13 protein-coding genes are annotated in these 15,663 nt (G+C 73.3%); 4 read left to right on the top strand and 9 right to left on the bottom strand.

All coding sequences use genetic code 11. The features are described from left to right. The first annotated feature begins 33 nt into the window (after positions 1-33). Both ABZS66_RS22250 and ABZS66_RS22245 read left to right on the top strand, forming a co-directional pair. Positions 34-978, top strand: coding sequence for an ATP-binding cassette domain-containing protein (locus tag ABZS66_RS22250; protein ID WP_354760488.1), 945 nt, complete (start codon positions 34-36; stop codon positions 976-978). Beyond that, on the top strand, positions 971-1,729 hold the full coding sequence (locus ABZS66_RS22245; RefSeq protein WP_354760486.1) for an ABC transporter permease: 759 nt from the start codon (positions 971-973) through the stop codon (positions 1,727-1,729). The genes ABZS66_RS22250 and ABZS66_RS22245 overlap by 8 nt, the downstream gene beginning before the upstream one ends. Before the next feature lie 73 nt (positions 1,730-1,802). Here ABZS66_RS22245 and msrB read toward each other — a convergent pair whose 3' ends face one another. Continuing rightward, on the bottom strand, positions 1,803-2,207 hold the full coding sequence (gene msrB / locus ABZS66_RS22240; RefSeq protein ID WP_354760484.1) for a peptide-methionine (R)-S-oxide reductase MsrB: 405 nt from the start codon (positions 2,205-2,207) through the stop codon (positions 1,803-1,805). A 245-nt stretch (positions 2,208-2,452) separates the two neighbouring features. On the opposite strand from msrB, the gene ligD reads away from it, so the two are divergent. Next, positions 2,453-3,475, top strand: coding sequence for a non-homologous end-joining DNA ligase (gene ligD / locus ABZS66_RS22235; RefSeq protein ID WP_354760482.1), 1,023 nt, complete (start codon positions 2,453-2,455; stop codon positions 3,473-3,475). Positions 3,476-3,924: 449 nt separating this feature from the next. On the opposite strand, the gene ABZS66_RS22230 is transcribed toward ligD, so the two are convergent. The 8 genes from ABZS66_RS22230 to ABZS66_RS22195 form a co-directional block, all read right to left on the bottom strand. After that, the gene (locus ABZS66_RS22230; RefSeq protein WP_354760480.1) at positions 3,925-5,511 is read right to left on the bottom strand and encodes an alpha/beta hydrolase; all 1,587 of its coding nucleotides are present in this window, start codon (positions 5,509-5,511) and stop codon (positions 3,925-3,927) included. Next, entirely contained in the window at positions 5,508-6,623 is a 1,116-nt protein-coding gene (locus ABZS66_RS22225) for an ATP-dependent DNA ligase (protein WP_354760478.1), read from the bottom strand. Before ABZS66_RS22225 ends, ABZS66_RS22230 begins: the two co-directional genes overlap by 4 nt. 33 nt (positions 6,624-6,656) lie before the next feature. Beyond that, positions 6,657-7,517 (bottom strand): DNA-3-methyladenine glycosylase 2 family protein, encoded by an 861-nt coding sequence (locus ABZS66_RS22220; protein WP_354760577.1) that lies wholly within the window; start codon positions 7,515-7,517, stop codon positions 6,657-6,659. 47 nt (positions 7,518-7,564) lie between these two features. Then, positions 7,565-8,494, bottom strand: a complete 930-nt coding sequence (locus ABZS66_RS22215; RefSeq protein ID WP_354760575.1) for a hypothetical protein — start codon at positions 8,492-8,494, stop codon at positions 7,565-7,567. Between the two features lie 2 nt (positions 8,495-8,496). Next, the gene (locus tag ABZS66_RS22210; protein ID WP_354760476.1) at positions 8,497-10,974 is read right to left on the bottom strand and encodes an SMC family ATPase; all 2,478 of its coding nucleotides are present in this window, start codon (positions 10,972-10,974) and stop codon (positions 8,497-8,499) included. Next, complete coding sequence (locus ABZS66_RS22205; protein ID WP_354760474.1) at positions 10,971-12,116, bottom strand: exonuclease SbcCD subunit D; 1,146 nt, start codon at positions 12,114-12,116, stop codon at positions 10,971-10,973. The genes ABZS66_RS22210 and ABZS66_RS22205 overlap by 4 nt, the downstream gene beginning before the upstream one ends. Positions 12,117-12,132: 16 nt before the next feature. Then, positions 12,133-13,902: an ATP-binding protein gene (locus ABZS66_RS22200; protein WP_354760472.1), complete on the bottom strand. Its 1,770-nt coding sequence runs from the start codon at positions 13,900-13,902 to the stop codon at positions 12,133-12,135. Positions 13,903-14,090: 188 nt separating this feature from the next. Continuing rightward, positions 14,091-14,786 carry a pyrimidine reductase family protein gene (locus ABZS66_RS22195; protein WP_354760469.1) on the bottom strand — a complete coding sequence of 232 codons (696 nt, stop codon included), beginning with the start codon at positions 14,784-14,786 and terminating at the stop codon, positions 14,091-14,093. A 197-nt stretch (positions 14,787-14,983) separates the two neighbouring features. Between ABZS66_RS22195 and ABZS66_RS22190 the strand changes: the two genes are divergently transcribed. Beyond that, positions 14,984-15,529 carry a plasmid pRiA4b ORF-3 family protein gene (locus ABZS66_RS22190; protein WP_354760467.1) on the top strand — a complete coding sequence of 182 codons (546 nt, stop codon included), beginning with the start codon at positions 14,984-14,986 and terminating at the stop codon, positions 15,527-15,529. The last annotated feature ends 134 nt before the right edge of the window (positions 15,530-15,663 follow it).

Here is a 15,663-nt window from a genome sequence, read left to right as displayed (position 1 = left end):
TGACATACGCAGTAATCTCACAGGGGAGCCGTCATGGCAGACGACCTCGCGATCGAGGCGACCGGCCTCGCGAAGTCCTACGGCAAGCTCAAGGTCCTCACCGGCGTCGACCTGCGGGTCGCGCCGGGCACGGTGTTCTCGCTGCTCGGCCCGAACGGCGCCGGCAAGACCACGGCCGTGCGCATCCTGGCCACGCTCATGCGGCCCGACGGCGGGACCGCGCGGGTCGCCGGGCACGACGTCGTCGCGGAGCGCCACCTCGTCCGCCGGCGGATCAGCCTCACGGGGCAGTACGCGGCGGTGGACGGGATGCAGACCGGCTTCGAGAACCTGCGGATGATGGGCCGGCTCAGCGGCCTGTCGCGGGGCGCCGCCCACCGCCGCGCGGCCGAGCTCATCGAGCGCTTCGACCTCGCGGCCGCCGCCCACCGGCGGGTGGCGACCTACTCCGGCGGCATGCGCCGCCGCCTCGACCTGGCCGCCGGCCTGGTCGGGCAGCCGGCCGTGATCTTCCTCGACGAGCCGACCACGGGCCTGGACCTGCCCAGCCGCCAGGCGATGTGGGAGGTCATCGGCGGGCTCGTGGACGCCGGGGTGACCGTCTTCCTGACCACGCAGTACCTCGAAGAAGCCGACCAGCTCGCCGACCGCATCGCCGTCGTGGACCACGGCCGGGTGGTCGCCGAGGGCAGCCCGGCCGAGCTCAAGGACCGCTTCGGCGACCAGCGCCTCGACCTCGACCTGGCCTCCGGCGACGCCTGGCGGGCCGCGCTCGACCTCCTCGGCGACCGGGTCGTGCAGCACGACGCCGAGCGCCTCACGCTGGGCGTCACCACGGACGGCAGTGCGGCCCACGTCCGCTCGGTCCTCGACGAGATCGACCCGCACCGCTCGGCTGTGCGCCGCTTCGCGCTGCACAGCGCCACCCTCGACGACGTCTTCCTCACGCTCACCGCCAAGGAGCTCGCTCATGTCTAGCGTGACCGTTCAGTGGATCACCATGGGCGGCCGGTCGCTGCGGCTCGGCCGGCGCAACCTCGAGGCGCTGCTCATGTCGGTGGCGCTGCCGGTGATGCTGATGGTGGTTTTCGTGTACCTCTTCGGCGGCGCGATCCAGACCGGCACCGAGTACGTCACCTATGTCGTGCCGGGCGTCATGCTGCTGTGCGTCTCGTTCGGCTCGGCGATGACGGCGGTGTCGGTCGCCAACGACATGTCCGAGGGCATCGTCGACCGCTTCCGCTCGCTCGACGTCGGCGGTGCGGCGGTGCTCGCCGGGCACGTCACCGCGAGCCTGGCCCGCAATGTGCTGTCCAGCGCGCTGGTCTTCGGGGTGGCGTTCCTGCTCGGGTTCCGGCCCCGGGCCGACGCCGGGCAGTGGCTCGCTGCGGCCGGCATCCTGGTGCTCGTCATCGCCGCCGTGTCGTGGCTGGCGGCGGCGCTCGGCCTGCTGGCCCGCACGCCCGAGGCGGCGAGCGGCTACACCTTCTTCATCACCTTCCTGCCGTACGCCAGCAGCGCCTTCGTCCCGATCGACACCATGCCGTCGTGGCTGCGCGGCTTCGCGAGCCACCAGCCGGTCACCCCGATCACCGAGAGCCTGCGCGGCCTGCTGCTCGACCAGCCGGTCGGGGACGCGCCGTGGCGGGCGATCGCCTGGTGCGCGGGCATCACGGCCGTCGCGATCGTGGCCGCCGCGCTGCTGTTCCGGGCCCGGACCAGGACGTAGCTCTTCGGCGCGGCGGCGCTCTCCGGCACGGTGGCGTGGCCCCTTCGCGGGGTCACGCCGCCGTTCTGTTCGCCTAGCGGGGGTCGAGCCTGATCGACAGGCTGTTGACGCAGTGGCGGGTGTCCTTCTCGGTCATCCGCTCGCCGCGGAAGACGTGGCCCAGGTGCGAGTCGCAGCGGGCGCAGCGGATCTCGGTGCGGAGCATGCCGTGCGAGCGGTCGTCGATCTCCTTGACGGTGCCGGGGATCGCGTCGTCGAAGCTCGGCCAGCCGCAGTGCGAGTCGAACTTCGTCGTGCTGTCGAACAGCTGCGCGCCGCAGGCCCGGCAGTGGTAGACACCGTCGGTCTTGGTGTTCACGTACTCGCCGCTCCACGGCGCCTCGGTGCCGGCGCGGCGCAGCACCCGGAACTCCTCCGGGGACAGCCGCACCCGCCACTCCTCGTCGGTCGTGGGCATGCTGACAAGTGGCTCGGTCATGCCTCAACGGTAAGCCGGACCTCTTGCGCCGACCATTACGGCTCACGAACGCGCCGGACCCGTGCCGTCCCGCGGCTCGACCCGGCTCGTCGAGCCGCCCGAAAGCCGCAATTCGAACTTTCAGGAATTCTCCTCACCCCGCCCGGGCGACCACGGCGAGGTACCGTCGCCGTCGCCCCCAGTCGCAGCCGACCCGCCGCGCCCGACGCCCCGCGGGCCCGGTCGCCGCGGGTTAGAGTCCGAGCATGGCCGATGCGCTGGAGATCGAGGTCGCGGGCCGGCCGGTCCGGCTGACCAGCCCCGACAAGGTGTACTTCCCGGAGCGTGGCTTCACCAAGCGGGACGTCTTCGAGTACTACCTGGCCGTCGGCGACGGCATCATGCGAGCCCTGGGCAACCGCCCGACGACCCTGCAGCGGTTCCCCGAGGGCATCGGCGGCGAGATGTTCTTCCAGAAGCGCGTCCCGACCCGGGGCGTCCCGCCGTGGATCGAGACGGCCCGCATCGCGTTCCCGAGCGGCCGCAAGGCCGACGAGCTCTGCCCCGCCGACCTGGCCCACGTGGCCTGGGCGGCCCAGATGGGCACGATCGTGTTCCACCCGTGGCCGGTCCGCAGCGCGGCGGTGGACAACCCGGACGAGCTGCGCATCGACCTGGACCCGCAGCCGGGCACCGACTTCGCCGACGCGGCCGTGGTGGCCGGGGAGCTGAGGGCGATCCTGGACGAGCTGGGCTTCGCCGGCTGGCCCAAGACCTCGGGCGGCCGCGGCGTCCACGTGTACGTCCGAATCCGTCCACAGTGGACCTTCGTGGAGGCGCGGCGCGCGGTCATCGCCCTGGCCCGCGAGCTGGAACGCCGCCGCCCCGACCTGGCCACGACCAGCTGGTGGAAGGAGGAGCGCGGCGAACGCGTCTTCATCGACTTCAACCAGATGGCCCGCGACCGCACGATCGCGTGCGCGTACTCACTGCGCGCCAACCCCAGGGCGACGGCGTCGACCCCGCTGACCTGGGCCGAACTCCCGGACGTCGACCCGAACGACTTCGACCTGCGCACGGTCCCCGAACGCATCGCCACGCTGGGCGACCCGCACGCCGCGATCAACGACGAGGCGTACGACATCACCCCCCTGCTGGAGTGGGCCGAACGGGACGCGGCAAACGGCCAGGGCGACATGCCGTACCCGCCGGAGTACCCGAAGATGGAAGGCGAGCCGATGCGCGTCCAGCCCAGCCGCGCCCGCCGCCCCGCGGAGGAGCCCTCCTGACCCGCCGGGACAGGGGTGTCGCCGGGGGCACAACCCACCCGTGCCGGCTGGACCCTGAGCCGCGACAACACGATCACCACGGTCCCCGGTCGGCCATCCTCAAACCCTCGCCCACGGCGCGCCGAGAAGCGGGCAGGGTTACTGGCCAGCGGAGGAAGCCAGGGAAGGGCGCAGCGCCCGACGTGTGATGGCGTGCCCGGTCGTGCGGTGGCGTGCGCGGCCCGGTCGTGGGTGGCGTGGCTGGCCTGGTCGTAGGTGTGCCTGATCGTGGGTGGCGTGCGCGGCCGTGGGTGGGCCTGGGCGTGGCTGGCGTGGTCGTCGGACGGGTGAGGTTGCCCCGTGGCCAACCCAGCGTGCCGTGCAGCCCGCCCCGGAGCCTGGCGCCCGACCCGACCCGACCCGGGCGGGGGCGGGCGGGCGGGCGGAGGCGGGTCGGGGACGGGCGTGGGTTACTTGTCGCAGGTCAGGTCGGCGCCGGGGACGCGGAGGTCGATCAGGTAGCGGTTCACGGCGTCGATGACGCAGCCCGTCTTCGGGTACGCGGTGTGGCCCTCGCCCTTCCAGGTGACCAGGGTGCCGACGCCCAGCATCTTGGCCAGGGCGGGGGCCTGCTCATACGGGGTGGCGGGGTCGCCCAGGGTGCCGATCACCACGATCGGGGCCGATCCCGTCGCCGCGGCGGCCGGGTAGGGGTCGCGCTTGCCCGGCCACTGGGCGCAGATCAGGTTCAGGGCCAAGGAGCCGCCGAACAGCGGGTACTTCTGGCGCCACTGGCCCTGCAGAGCGCGCGCCTGCTCGACCGTCGGGGTGTCGTCGCTGTCCGCGCAGCCCACGGCGGCGTTGGCGTCGAACATGTTCGTGTAGTCGCCCGACGGGTCGCGCTCCGCGTAGGAGTCGGCCAGGGTGAACAGGCGGTCGGACTTGCCGGACCGGAGGTCCTGCATCGCCTGGGCGAGGTCGCGCCAGCTCGACTCGCTGTACAGCGAAGAGACCACGGCCGTGAACACCCAGCCGGCCGTCGCCTTGCGGCCGTCCTTGCCGGCGACCGGGGCCGCGCGGGCGTCAGCGATCGCCTTCATGACCACGGCCCGGGCGTCGGGGCCGATGGGACAGGAGGTGCCGTTGCTGCGGCACCAGGTGGCGAAGTTGGTGAACGCCAGCTCGAAGCCGGCCGCCTGCTTCTCCGCCGAGTCCTGCGTCGACAGCGTCGGGTCGACCGCGCCGTCGAGGACCAGGGCGCGGACGTTCTTCGGGAACAGCTGGGCGTAGACGGCGCCGAGGAGGGTCCCGTAGCTATACCCCAGGTAGGTGAGCTGGGACTCGCCCACGGCGGCGCGCAGCGCGTCCATGTCGCGGGCGGTCTGCTTCGTCGAGTAGTAGCGCAGCGCGTCGCCATACTTGTCGCCGCAGCTCTGGGCCAGCTTGCGGGCCAGCGTGACGCTCTGCTGGAACTGCGCGTCGGAGACCGGGTCGGGGTCGATGCCGAAGTTGGCGTCGAGGTCGGCGTTGGAGAAGCACTTCACCGGCGACGACCGGCCGATGCCGCGCGGGTCGAAGCCGACGACGTCGAAGCGCCGCAGGACCTCCGCCGGCAGGTACACCGAGCGGTACACCGCGTAGTCGAAACCCGACGCCCCGGGGCCACCCGGGTTGATGAACAGCGAGCCCACCCGGTCGCGCTGGGTCGTCGAGCGGCCGCGGACCAGGGCGATGTCGAACGTGCCCGAGTCCTTCGGGCGCTCCCAGTCCTGCGGCACCTTGACCGTGGCGCAGCTGAACGTCACATTCTGCGGCGGGCTCGGGAAGATCGCCTTGTAGGCGTCGGGGCACGGCTTCCAGTCGGCCGGCGCGATCGGCACCCCGGAGCTGGACGCCGACGGCTGGCCCGACGCGCCGGGCAGCGGCCGGCCGGCGGTCGGCACGGTCCACCGCGTGTCGGGCGAGATGCACCCGCCGAGCAGCGCCGCGACGACGAGCAGCGGAACGAGGGCGGCGAGCCGGTGGCGAAGGAGGCGGTGGGAGCGGTGGTGGCTCAAGGACGCCCCGCCAGCACGGACTCGACGTCGAACCGCACGGGCCGGTCGAGCTGCTCGTAGGTGCACGAGAGCGGGTCACGGTCGGGCCGCCAGCGCTTGAACTGCGCCGTGTGCCGGAACCGGTCGCCCTCCATCGCGTCGTAGCCCACCTCGACCACCAGCTCGGGCCGCAGGGGGACGAACGACAGGTCCTTCTTGCCCGTCCAGCGGCTCACGCCGCCGGGCAGCCTGGTGCCGCCCTCGGCCGGGACCGACTCGATGCTCTCAGCCGCGCTGCCGGGCGCCAGGCCCGCCCAGTTCCAGGGGTGGTCGACCACATCCTCACGGTACTGCGCGAGCTCCTGCACCAGCTCGGCCCGCCGCTCCCGGGTGAAGGAGGCGGCCACCCCGACGTGGTGCAGGCGGCCGTCGTCGTCATAGAGCCCGAGCAGGAGCGACCCGACGATCGGCCCGTCCTTGTGCCAGCGGAAGCCGGCGACGACCGCGTCCGCCGTCCGGGAGTGCTTGATCTTGAACATCGTGCGCTTCCCCGGCTCGTAGAGCCCCTCGGCCGGCTTCGCGATCACCCCGTCGAGCCCGGCGCCCTCGAACCGCTCGAACCAGTCGCGGGCCGTGTCGACGTCGGTCGTCACCGGGGTGACGTGCACCGGCGGCTGGACCTTGGCGAGCGCGTCGGCCAGGCGGGCCCGGCGCTCGGCATAGCCCTGGCCGGTGAGCGCCTCGTCGCCGAGGGCCAGCAGGTCGAACGCCACGAACGAGGCCGGCGTCGCCGCGGCGAGCATCTTCACCCGGCTCGCGGCCGGGTGGATCCGCTGGCCGAGCAGCTCGAAGTCGAGCCGCGGCTCGCCCGTGTCGCGCCGGATGACGATGATCTCGCCGTCGACCACGCAGCGCTCGGGCAGCTGGGCGAGGACCTGCTCGACCACCTCGGGGAAGTAACGGGTCAGCGTCTTGCCGCCGCGGCTGGCCAGCTCGACCTCGTCGCCGTCGCGGAACACGATGCAGCGGAACCCGTCCCACTTCGGCTCGTAGCTCATGCCGGGCGCGGTGGGCAGGCTCGGAATGCTCTTGGCGAGCATCGGCTCGACCGGCGGGTTGACGGGCAGCTCCACGGGGACCAGTCAACCACAGAGCTACGACAACTTTCAGAATCGCGCGAACGAGCGCAGCGGCATCCGCGGCCCGAACCTGGGCGCCGCGATGCCCGCGGCCGCGAGCAGGCCGCAGACCCGCCCGCGGTGCCCCGCGTAGGGGGCCAGCAGTTCCAGCATGTGCTCGTCGGTGCCGCGGGGCGCTCCGGTCAGCGCGAACGCCACGATGTTCTTGATGTGGTAGTCGCCCACCGAGACGGCGTCGGGGTCGCCGTAGGCGGCCCGGGTCACCTCGGCCGCCGTCCACGGGCCGATGCCGGGGATGCTCGTCAGCCGGGCGGTCGCGGTGGCCGCGTCGGCGCAGCGCTCCAGGGCCGCCGCCTGGGCCGCGGCGCGGCGCAGCGTGTCGGCGCGCTTCTGTTCGACGCCGAACGGGTGGAACACCCAGTACGGCGTGGCGGCGACGGCTTCGGGTGACGGGGGCAGCCGCAGCCGGGTCAGCGGCCCGGGTGCGGGCTCGGCGCTGAAGTGGCGCAGCATCCGCACGTACCCGTGGTGCGCCTCCTTGCCGGTCACCTTCTGCCCGAGGATCGCCGGCACCAGGTGGTGGAAGACCCGGCCGGTGGCGCCGATGCGCAGCCCGGCGTGCTCGCGCGCGAGCCGCGCGACGAGCGGGTGCTGCTTCGCGAGCTCGGCGAACCCGGTGACGTCGTCGCGCAGCCCGGCGACCGCGTCGGCCCGGTCGAGCAGCCAGCCGGCCCCCGGCCCGTAGGCCTCCGCGGTCAGCTCAGCGGCCGCCGGAACGTACGACAGCCGCAGCGTGCCGGGCCCGTCGGGGGTGCGGGTCGCGAAGAACGCCTCCCGGCCGCCGATCGCGAGCGTCGGGTCGCCCTGGATCAGCGCCAGACCGCGCATCGTGCCGGCCAGGTCGTAGCGCTCCGGCGTCGCAAAACGGGTGACGGTCACGCCGCGACCCGGGAGAGCGCGCGGTGCAACAGGCGGGCGTCGCCCAGCATGGCCCGCAGCTTACGCTCCAGCCCGGCGATCGGGATCAGGTTCTGCGGCGCCCTGGGGTCCTTGTAGGCGGTCGAGGCGAAGCGCGGGAGCGTCACCGCCGACAGGTGGGCGAGGGCCACCGCGTCGGCCGGGAGAAGATCGGCCGAGCACTCGGCGCGGACCAGCCCGGCCCACGGCGAGCCGGCCGGCCCAGGCAGCCGCAGGTACCACGAGAACCGGTGCCAGGACGTGCCCAGCAGGAACACCGGCGACCGCTGACCCCCGCGCAGCCCGGTGACCACAGCCGTCAGCTCGCTCGGGAGGTACTCCTTCTGATGCGTCTTGATGTAGCCCAGCGTCCGCGGCAGGTGCGCCCGCTCCTGCAGCGGGCCGTCGACGATGAGCAGGTCGCCGTCGGTGCGCTCCTCGTTGGACACCCCCACCTCGAGCGCCCGCATGTGCCGCTGGACGCCCAGGGCCAGGTCCTTCGGCTCGCCGCGGGAGACCCGCCGGGCCGGGTAGCGGATGCTGCCGGTCACGATCGGCGGCAGCGGGTCGAGCGGCGTGAACAGCCCCCGCTCGATCCGCGTGGTGGCCACCTGGGCCGCGCCCCGGTCGAGGTCGCAGCGCACGACGCCGGCCGCGTAGGAGGCGGCGACGCCGGGGTGCGTGGTGCCCTCGTCGTCGGTCAGCCACACGCGGGCGTCGATGCGCTGCACGCCGTCGACGATGAGCACCGTTCCGGGGGCCGAAACGCCCGGAAGCGCATCCAGAGGGCGCCACGCGGCCGCCGGCAGCTCGACGTCGGCCTGGATCTGCGCGGTGCTCTGCGCCTGCGGCCCGTCGGGAGCCTCGAACGCGATGCCGTACGCCGGGTCCCAGGCGTCGACGTGCAGCTTCACAGGCCCACCCGCTCGATGCGCGCGGTCCGGGCGTCGCGCCGGACCTCGAACCGGACCGGGATCCGCTCGGCGAGCGCCCCGACGTGCGTGACGACGCCGACCATGCGGTCGCCGCGGGCGGCCAGGTTCTCCAGCGTGGCCGCCACGGTGTCGAGGGTCGACGAGTCGAGGGTGCCGAAGCCCTCGTCGAGGACGATCGACTCGAGGCTGGCCGCGGCCGTCGACAACCCGGCGAGCTGGTCGGAGAGCGCCAGCGCGAGCGCGAGCGACGCCTGGAACGTCTCGCCGCCGGACAGCGTGCGCACCGCCCGGCGCAGGCCGGCGTCGTGGTGGTCGACGACGAAGAACTCGCCCTTCTCGTGGACGAGGTCGTACTGGTTGTTCGAGAGCTCCCGCAGCGTGCGGGAGGCGCCGTCGACGAGCGTGTCGAGCGCCTCGGCGAGCAGCCAGCGCTCGAAGCGGTCGGCCCGCAGGTGCTGGGCGAGCGCCTTGGCGACCTGGCTCTCCTTCGCCACCTCGTCGCGCTGCTCACGGATGCGCTCGGCGTCCTTGCGCTTCTCCTCGATCCGGCGGCGGGCCGCGTCGGCCCGCTCCAGCGCGACCGCCGCGTCGCGGGCCGGGTCGGCGCCGGGCAGCGGCAGGCCGGCGTCGGCGAACAGGGTGCGTAACTCGTCGCGGACCTCGGTGACCCGCCGCTCGGCGGCCCGCAGGTCGTCGACCGCGGCCTGCCTGCCGGCCCGCCGCCGGCCCGCCTCGCCGGTCGCCCAGGCGGCCAGGGTGCCCCACGCGTCGGCGAGGTCGTCGCGGTTGGCCGGCGGCGGCGCGAACGCGGCGAGGCCGTCGCGGGCGGTGTCGAACGCCCGCCACGCCGAGCGCAGCTTCTCCTCGGCCCGGTCGGCGGCCGCGGCCGCCTTGCGGTGCGCGTCGCGGGCCCGCCGCACGTCCAGGCCGGCCTTCTCGAGTCCACTCTGGAGGGTCGCGATCGCGTCGAGCTCGCGGCGTAACGCCTCGGGGGCCGGTGCGCCGTCGAGCGCCGTGTCCAGGGCCGCCAGCCGGGTCTCCACCTGCTCCGCGTGGGCCTTGGCCGCGGCGAGCGCCCGGTCGGCGTCGCGCGTCGCGCGGTCGTGCTCCTCGACCAGCGCGGCGGCCGCGTCGCTGCGCTTGCGCGCGGCGTCGCCGGCGACCCGCAGGGCGGCGACCGCCGAGTTGTGGGGCGCCTCGGGCACCGCGTGGACCGGCTGCTCGCACACCGGGCAGGCCTCGCCGACCTTCAGATGGGGCCGCAGCGCGATCGCCCGGTCGACCGCCATGGCGGCCTGGTAGGCCTCGCGGGCCGCCTCCAGCGCGGCGAGGGCGTCGGAGGCCCGCATCCGAGACTCGGACAGCAGCGAGGCCGCCGCCGAATGCTGCCGCTCGGCCGAAGCCACCGTCGACCGCACGTCGGTGGCCTCCCGAGCCAGCTGGGACCGTGCGGCATGCGTGTCGAGCAGCCGCCGCAGTGCCGTCGCGTCGCCGGCCGCCTGGAGCTCCCCGCGCAGCTTCTCCTCGGCCTCCTCGGCCGCGCGGGCCGCGTCGAGCGCCCCGGTGACCGCCTCGCGCGCGGCGGAGGCGCCCGCGGCGAGCGTCGCCGCCTCCGCGGGCACCGCGACCGCGCCGAGCCGCTCGATCTGGGTGTCGAGGTCGGCGAGCGCGTCGGCGGCCCGCCCGGCGAGGCGGCCGGCGTCGGCGAGCTGCGGCGCGATCCGGTCGACCGCGCTGCCGAGGTCGGTGAGCGCCGCGACCCGGGCGACGGCCGCGGCCAGGGCGTCGTCGCCGATGTCCGAGAGCGCCCGCAGCTGGTCGTCGAGGATCTTCAACTGTGCTTCGGCGGTGGTACCGAGTGAGGTCGCCCGCTCCCGGATCTGCCCGTAGACGTCGAGGCCCAGCAGGTTGACCAGGATCTTCTGCCGCTCGGCCGGCTTGGCGTGCAGGAAGGCGGCGAACTCGCCCTGCGGGAGCACGACGCACTTGGTGAACTGCTCGTACGGCAGGCCGACGACGGTCTGCACGGCCTCGTCGACCTCGGTCGCAGTACCGGCGAGGACCGTTCCGATGTCGTCTCCGGTGAGTCCGGTGTCGAACCTGCCCAGGTCGAAGCCGTGGGGGAGGGCCTCGAGACCGGCGTGCTTCGTGGTGACCGCGCCCTTCGCGTCGCGCCGGACCACGCGCGCCAGCACGTACCGCACCCCGGCCGACTCGAACACCAGCCGCACCCGCGCCTCGGCCGCCGACGGGGCGAGCGCGTTGGCGATGGCCCGCCGGTCGCCCCACCGCGGTACCGTGCCGTACAGGGCGAAGCAGATCGCGTCGAGGACGGTCGACTTGCCGGAGCCGGTCGGGCCGACGAGGGCGAAGAAGTCGGTGTCGGTGAAGTCGACGGTCGTCGGCTCCCGGAAGACGGTGAAGCCGTCCATGTCGAGCCGGATGGGCCTCACTGGGACACCACCTCGTCGTGCAGCCGGTGGAACAGAGTGACGGTCGCCTCGTCGGCGTGCCCGCGCTGGGTCAGATAGTCGGCGAACAGCTCCCCGGCCGAGCGGCCGGCCCGTGCCGGTTCGGCATCGCCGCCGGACTTCGGGCCGGGCAGCAGCTTGGGGTCGATGCGCACCTCGAGCGCTTTCGGCAGCAGCTCCTGCACCTCCTCGCGCAGGCCCGCCCGGGGCTTCTCCTGCACGTACACCCGAAGCCACGCCTCGCCCGTCTGGAGGGTCGCGAGCTGGTCCAGCGTGCCGCGCACCGTCCGCAGCGGGGTCTTCACCGGCAGCGTGACCTCCCGCGCGTTCGCCGCGGTCGTCGCGGTGACGTCGACGACGACGGCGGTGGAGAGGTTCTCCTCCTCACCGAAGTCGATCGGGAGGGGGCTGCCGCTGTACCGGATGGGGCACGGGCCGTTGACGGACTGCGCGCGGTGCAGGTGGCCGAGCGCGACGTAGTGGGCCGACGTCGGGAACACGCTGGCCGGCACGGCGTAGCCCATGATGGTGTGCGCCTCGCGCTCCCCGCCGCCCATCGTGGCGCCGATGACGGTCAGGTGCGCGGTGACGAGGTTGACCGTGTCGCCGCCGAAGCCCTTGGTCAGCGCGCTGAGCAGGCCGCCGATGTGCTGCGGGTACGACTGGGCGTTCTCGGCGGCGGTCAGGTCGAACATCTCGGCGGCCCGGACCGCGTACCGCTGCGAGACGAACGGCAGCGCGACCAGCCGCCACTCCTCGCCGGCCCCGGTGCGGCCGGTGATCAGGTGCTCCTCGGGCCTGCCGACCGCGCCCCGGACGGTGATGCCGGCCGCGTCGGCCCACGGGCGCAGCGCGTCGAGGGCCGGGCCGTTGTCGTGGTTGCCGCCGATGACCACCACCTCGGCGCTCTTTCGCAGCGCCGTCAGGCCCCGCGTCACGATCTTCACCGACTCGGCGGTCGGTGTGGCCCCGTCGTACAGGTCGCCGGCGACGATCACCAGGTCGGGCTGCTCGGCCTTGGCGACCTCGACGAGCGCGTTGATCGCCGCGATGTGGTCGGCGGCCCTCGACTGTCCCTTGAGGACCTTGCCGACGTGCCAGTCCGAGGTGTGCAGGATCCGCACCCGGTGTGCCCCTTTCCTAGAACGGGATGTCGTCGTCGGAGATGCCGCCGGCGCCGACCCGGGCCACCACCGCGAACGGGTCGCCGCTCTGCACCAGCGAGCGCAGCGTCGAGGCCGGCGGCGGGCCCGCCTCGCCGGGCCGGGTGGCCCACGACGGGAACGGGAACTCGATGCACAGCGGCACCGGGATCTCCGGCTGCGAGACGAACATGGTGCCGGGCTTGGCCAGCAGGGCCCGCTGCCGCTGGGCGGGCGGGAGGAAGCCGTACTCCGGGCGCGAGGCCTCGGCCGGGTCGAGCCGCCCGACCACGCGGACCGCCGAGTTGGCCACGATCCGCCGCTCGACCTCGCTGGCGGTCTGCTGGGCGCCGATGAGCACCACGCCGAGGGACCGCCCGCGCTCGGCGATGTCGAGCAGCACCTCCTTGATCGGGCTCGTGCCATCCCGCGGCGCGTACTTGTTCAGCTCGTCGAGCACCACGAACAGCAGCGGCTTGGCGGTGCCGGCCTTCTCCTTGCGCTCGAACTCGGTGCGCAGCGTCACGCCGACCACGAACCGCTGCGCGCGGTCCGGCAGGTTGTGCAGGTCGACCACCGTGACCTGGGCGCTCTCGGCGGTGTTGATCTGGTGCGGCTTGCGGGTCGCGAGGTCGCCGCGGATCAGCCGGGACAGGTCCTTCTTGCTGCCGATGAGCCGGCGCGCGAACGCGTTGACGGTGCCCAGGCCGATGGAGCTGCCCGCCCACTGGCCGCGGGTCGAGTCGTCGTTGAGCTGCTCGACGACGAAGTCGACCAGGTCCGCGTACGAGTTGATGCGGGTGCCGTCGATCGCGACGCCGCCCTCGGCCGGCTGGGCGATGCGGGCGAGATGCGCGGTGACGGAGTGGACGACCATCGTGTACTGCTGGCGTTCGTCGTCGGCGTCGGCGAACACGTACGGCAACAGCCGGTCGGCGCAGAACTCCTGGAGCGTCCAGTAGAAGGCGTCCACGCCCGACAGCCGGCTGCTGACGTCGGGTGTACCGCTGGCGTCGCCCGCCCGCGGCGGCGCGTACACGCGCACGTCCGGGAACGGCCCCGCGACCAGGCCGAGCCGCGCGTACGCGGCCTCGGTCGACTGGTCGAGCCGCGCGTTGGGGTGGTCGAGGAACAGCAGGTCCTCGCCCTTGACGTTGAAGATGAGCGCCCTGGTGTTGGCGGTCTCGCCGGCGCCGCCCAGCACGCCGGAGCGGAACACGGAGTACAGCAGGAAGGTCGCGAAGCTCGTCTTCGTGGCGACGCCGGAGATTCCGGAGATCGAGACGTGGGCGCCGCGCGTGCCGTCGAGGAAGTCGGCGTTGAGGAACATGGGCATGCCGTCGCGCCCGAAGCCCATCGGGATCGTGCGGTCCATGCGGTCGAAGTACAGGGCGCCGGCCCGCGCGTCGCCGCGGGCCCGGTGCACGAGCGCGCCCGGCGTCGGCGGCACGTAGACCTCCGGATCGACCCGCGTGGTGGTGATCTCGGCCGCCTCCTGGATGGTCGCGGGCAGCGTGCCGTCGGCGACGAGGAAGACGTCGGAGTCGAACACCACGCCCTCGTGCCGCGCGCGGACGGCGGTGACCACGCCCGCGATCGTGACGGGGTCGTGCTCTGGAAGGTCACGCTCGGTGACGACGACGTCGTCGAGTTGCAGGTAAGCCCCGTCCTCGACGGCCACCCAGAACGTCAACGGGGTGGCGTCGGCGGTACCGAGGACGCGCCCGACGATCGGACCGTCACCCTCGGCTGCCGTCTCGTCCTGCATGGTCGACCCCCAGTACATGTGTTCGCCTGTGCATCGTGCCTCAAGACCACCAGCGGGTCGAAGCCACCACGCCATCGGGGTGAGTATTCAGGTTCGGAAATGCGGACAGAAGCGGACGCAACACGCCGCTGTCAACAGGGTCGTGGCATGTTGTCCACAGGCTTGTGGATATCGCTGTGGATGACGGGCTATCTGCAGTACCGCAGCATCAGCTGGCCCTCGGCGAGCAGCACGTGACGGAGCGTGAGCTCCTGGGGGACCGGGACCGGGGGCCCGGCGGTGATCCGGCCGGCGCCCGGACCGGCGAGCAGCGGCGAGACGGTGAGGCACAGCTCGTCGACGAGCCCGGCTGCGGTGAGTGACCCGAACAGGTGGGGCCCGCCCTCGCTGAGGATGCCGCGGAGGCCGCGCCCGTGGAGCGTGTCGACGGTTGCCGGCAGGTCGTCGGCCGTGGGGACGACGTCGGCCACCTCGCTCAGGTGGGCGGCCTGCGCGCGGGTGACCACGATCGGGCGGACCGGGGCGTCGGCGAGGGCGGGGTGGGCCGGGTCGAGGTCGGCGCGGCCGGAGACGACGACGAGCACCGGGTACTCGCTCAGGCCGTGGTCGAGGCGCCACTTGCGGCGCTCCGGGTCGAGGCGCAGGGCGCGGTAGCCCTCGTCGCGCAGGGTGCCGGCGCCGACGAGGAGGGCGTCGCACAGCATGCGCAGGATGCCGAAGACGCGCTTGTCGGCCGGTCCGGACAGCCCCGCCGACTTGCCGTCGAGGGTGCCGGCGCCGTCGAGGCTCGTCACGAAGTTCATCCGCAGCCACGGGGTGCGCGGCTCGGCGTAGAGCTGGACGAGGTCGGGCTGTTCCTGCTGCGTCGGCCAGAGTTGCTGCACCTGGCGACTTTACTCGCCTTACTCGCTTTTACTCGCCGGGTGGACCGGTCACCGGCGGCGTCGGCTGAGGTTCGCGGTGCTGGCAGTCGCAGTGGTTGCCGCCCGGGCACTCCTCGTGCCGTTTCTCCCGGCAAGCTGGGCAGATCACGTCATTCAGGGTGCGCCGGTGGTTCCCGGCGGTCAAGAATGACTGCACCATGGCGCGCTCGATCTACCAACTCCGGATCGCCCTCGACGGCGTGACCCCGCCGGTCTGGCGGCGTGTCCTCGTGCCCGGCGGCTTCACCCTCGACCGGGTGCACCGGGTGGTGCAGTTCGCGATGGGCTGGGGCGACCGGCACCTGCACGTGTTCGACGCGACCGGCGTCCAGTACGGCGTACCCGACCCCGACGGCCTCCTCGACGTGCGCGACGAGCTCGATGTTCGCTTGGACGCGGCCGCGCAGAAGGGTTCGAGGCTGCGCTATACGTACGACTTCGGCGACTGGTGGGAGCACGAGCTCGTGGTCGAGGACGTGACGCCGGCCGACCTCGACACGCGCTACCCGATGTGCGTGGCCGGCGAGCGGGCCTGCCCGCCGGACGACGTGGGCGGCCCGGAGGGCTATCGCGAGTTCCTCCGCGCGTACGCCGACCCGACACACCCGGAACACGCCGCGATGCGCGAGTGGCACCCGGCCGCCTTCGACCCCACTGCGTTCGACGCCGCCCGGGCAACCGCCCTGCTCCGCCGCATGACCTGATCACCCCCACAACCGTTCGGTCGGTCGACCGACCTGGGGGGAGGCGCTTGGTTTCGGTCGGTCGACCGACCTGGGGGATGCGCTTGGTTTCGGTCGGTCGACCGACCTGGGGGATGCGCTTGGTTTCGGTCGGT

This window comes from Dactylosporangium sp. NPDC005572 (assembly GCF_040605515.1).
Lineage (GTDB): Bacteria > Actinomycetota > Actinomycetes > Mycobacteriales > Micromonosporaceae > Dactylosporangium.
This window is presented reverse-complemented; position numbering and strand designations above follow the sequence as displayed.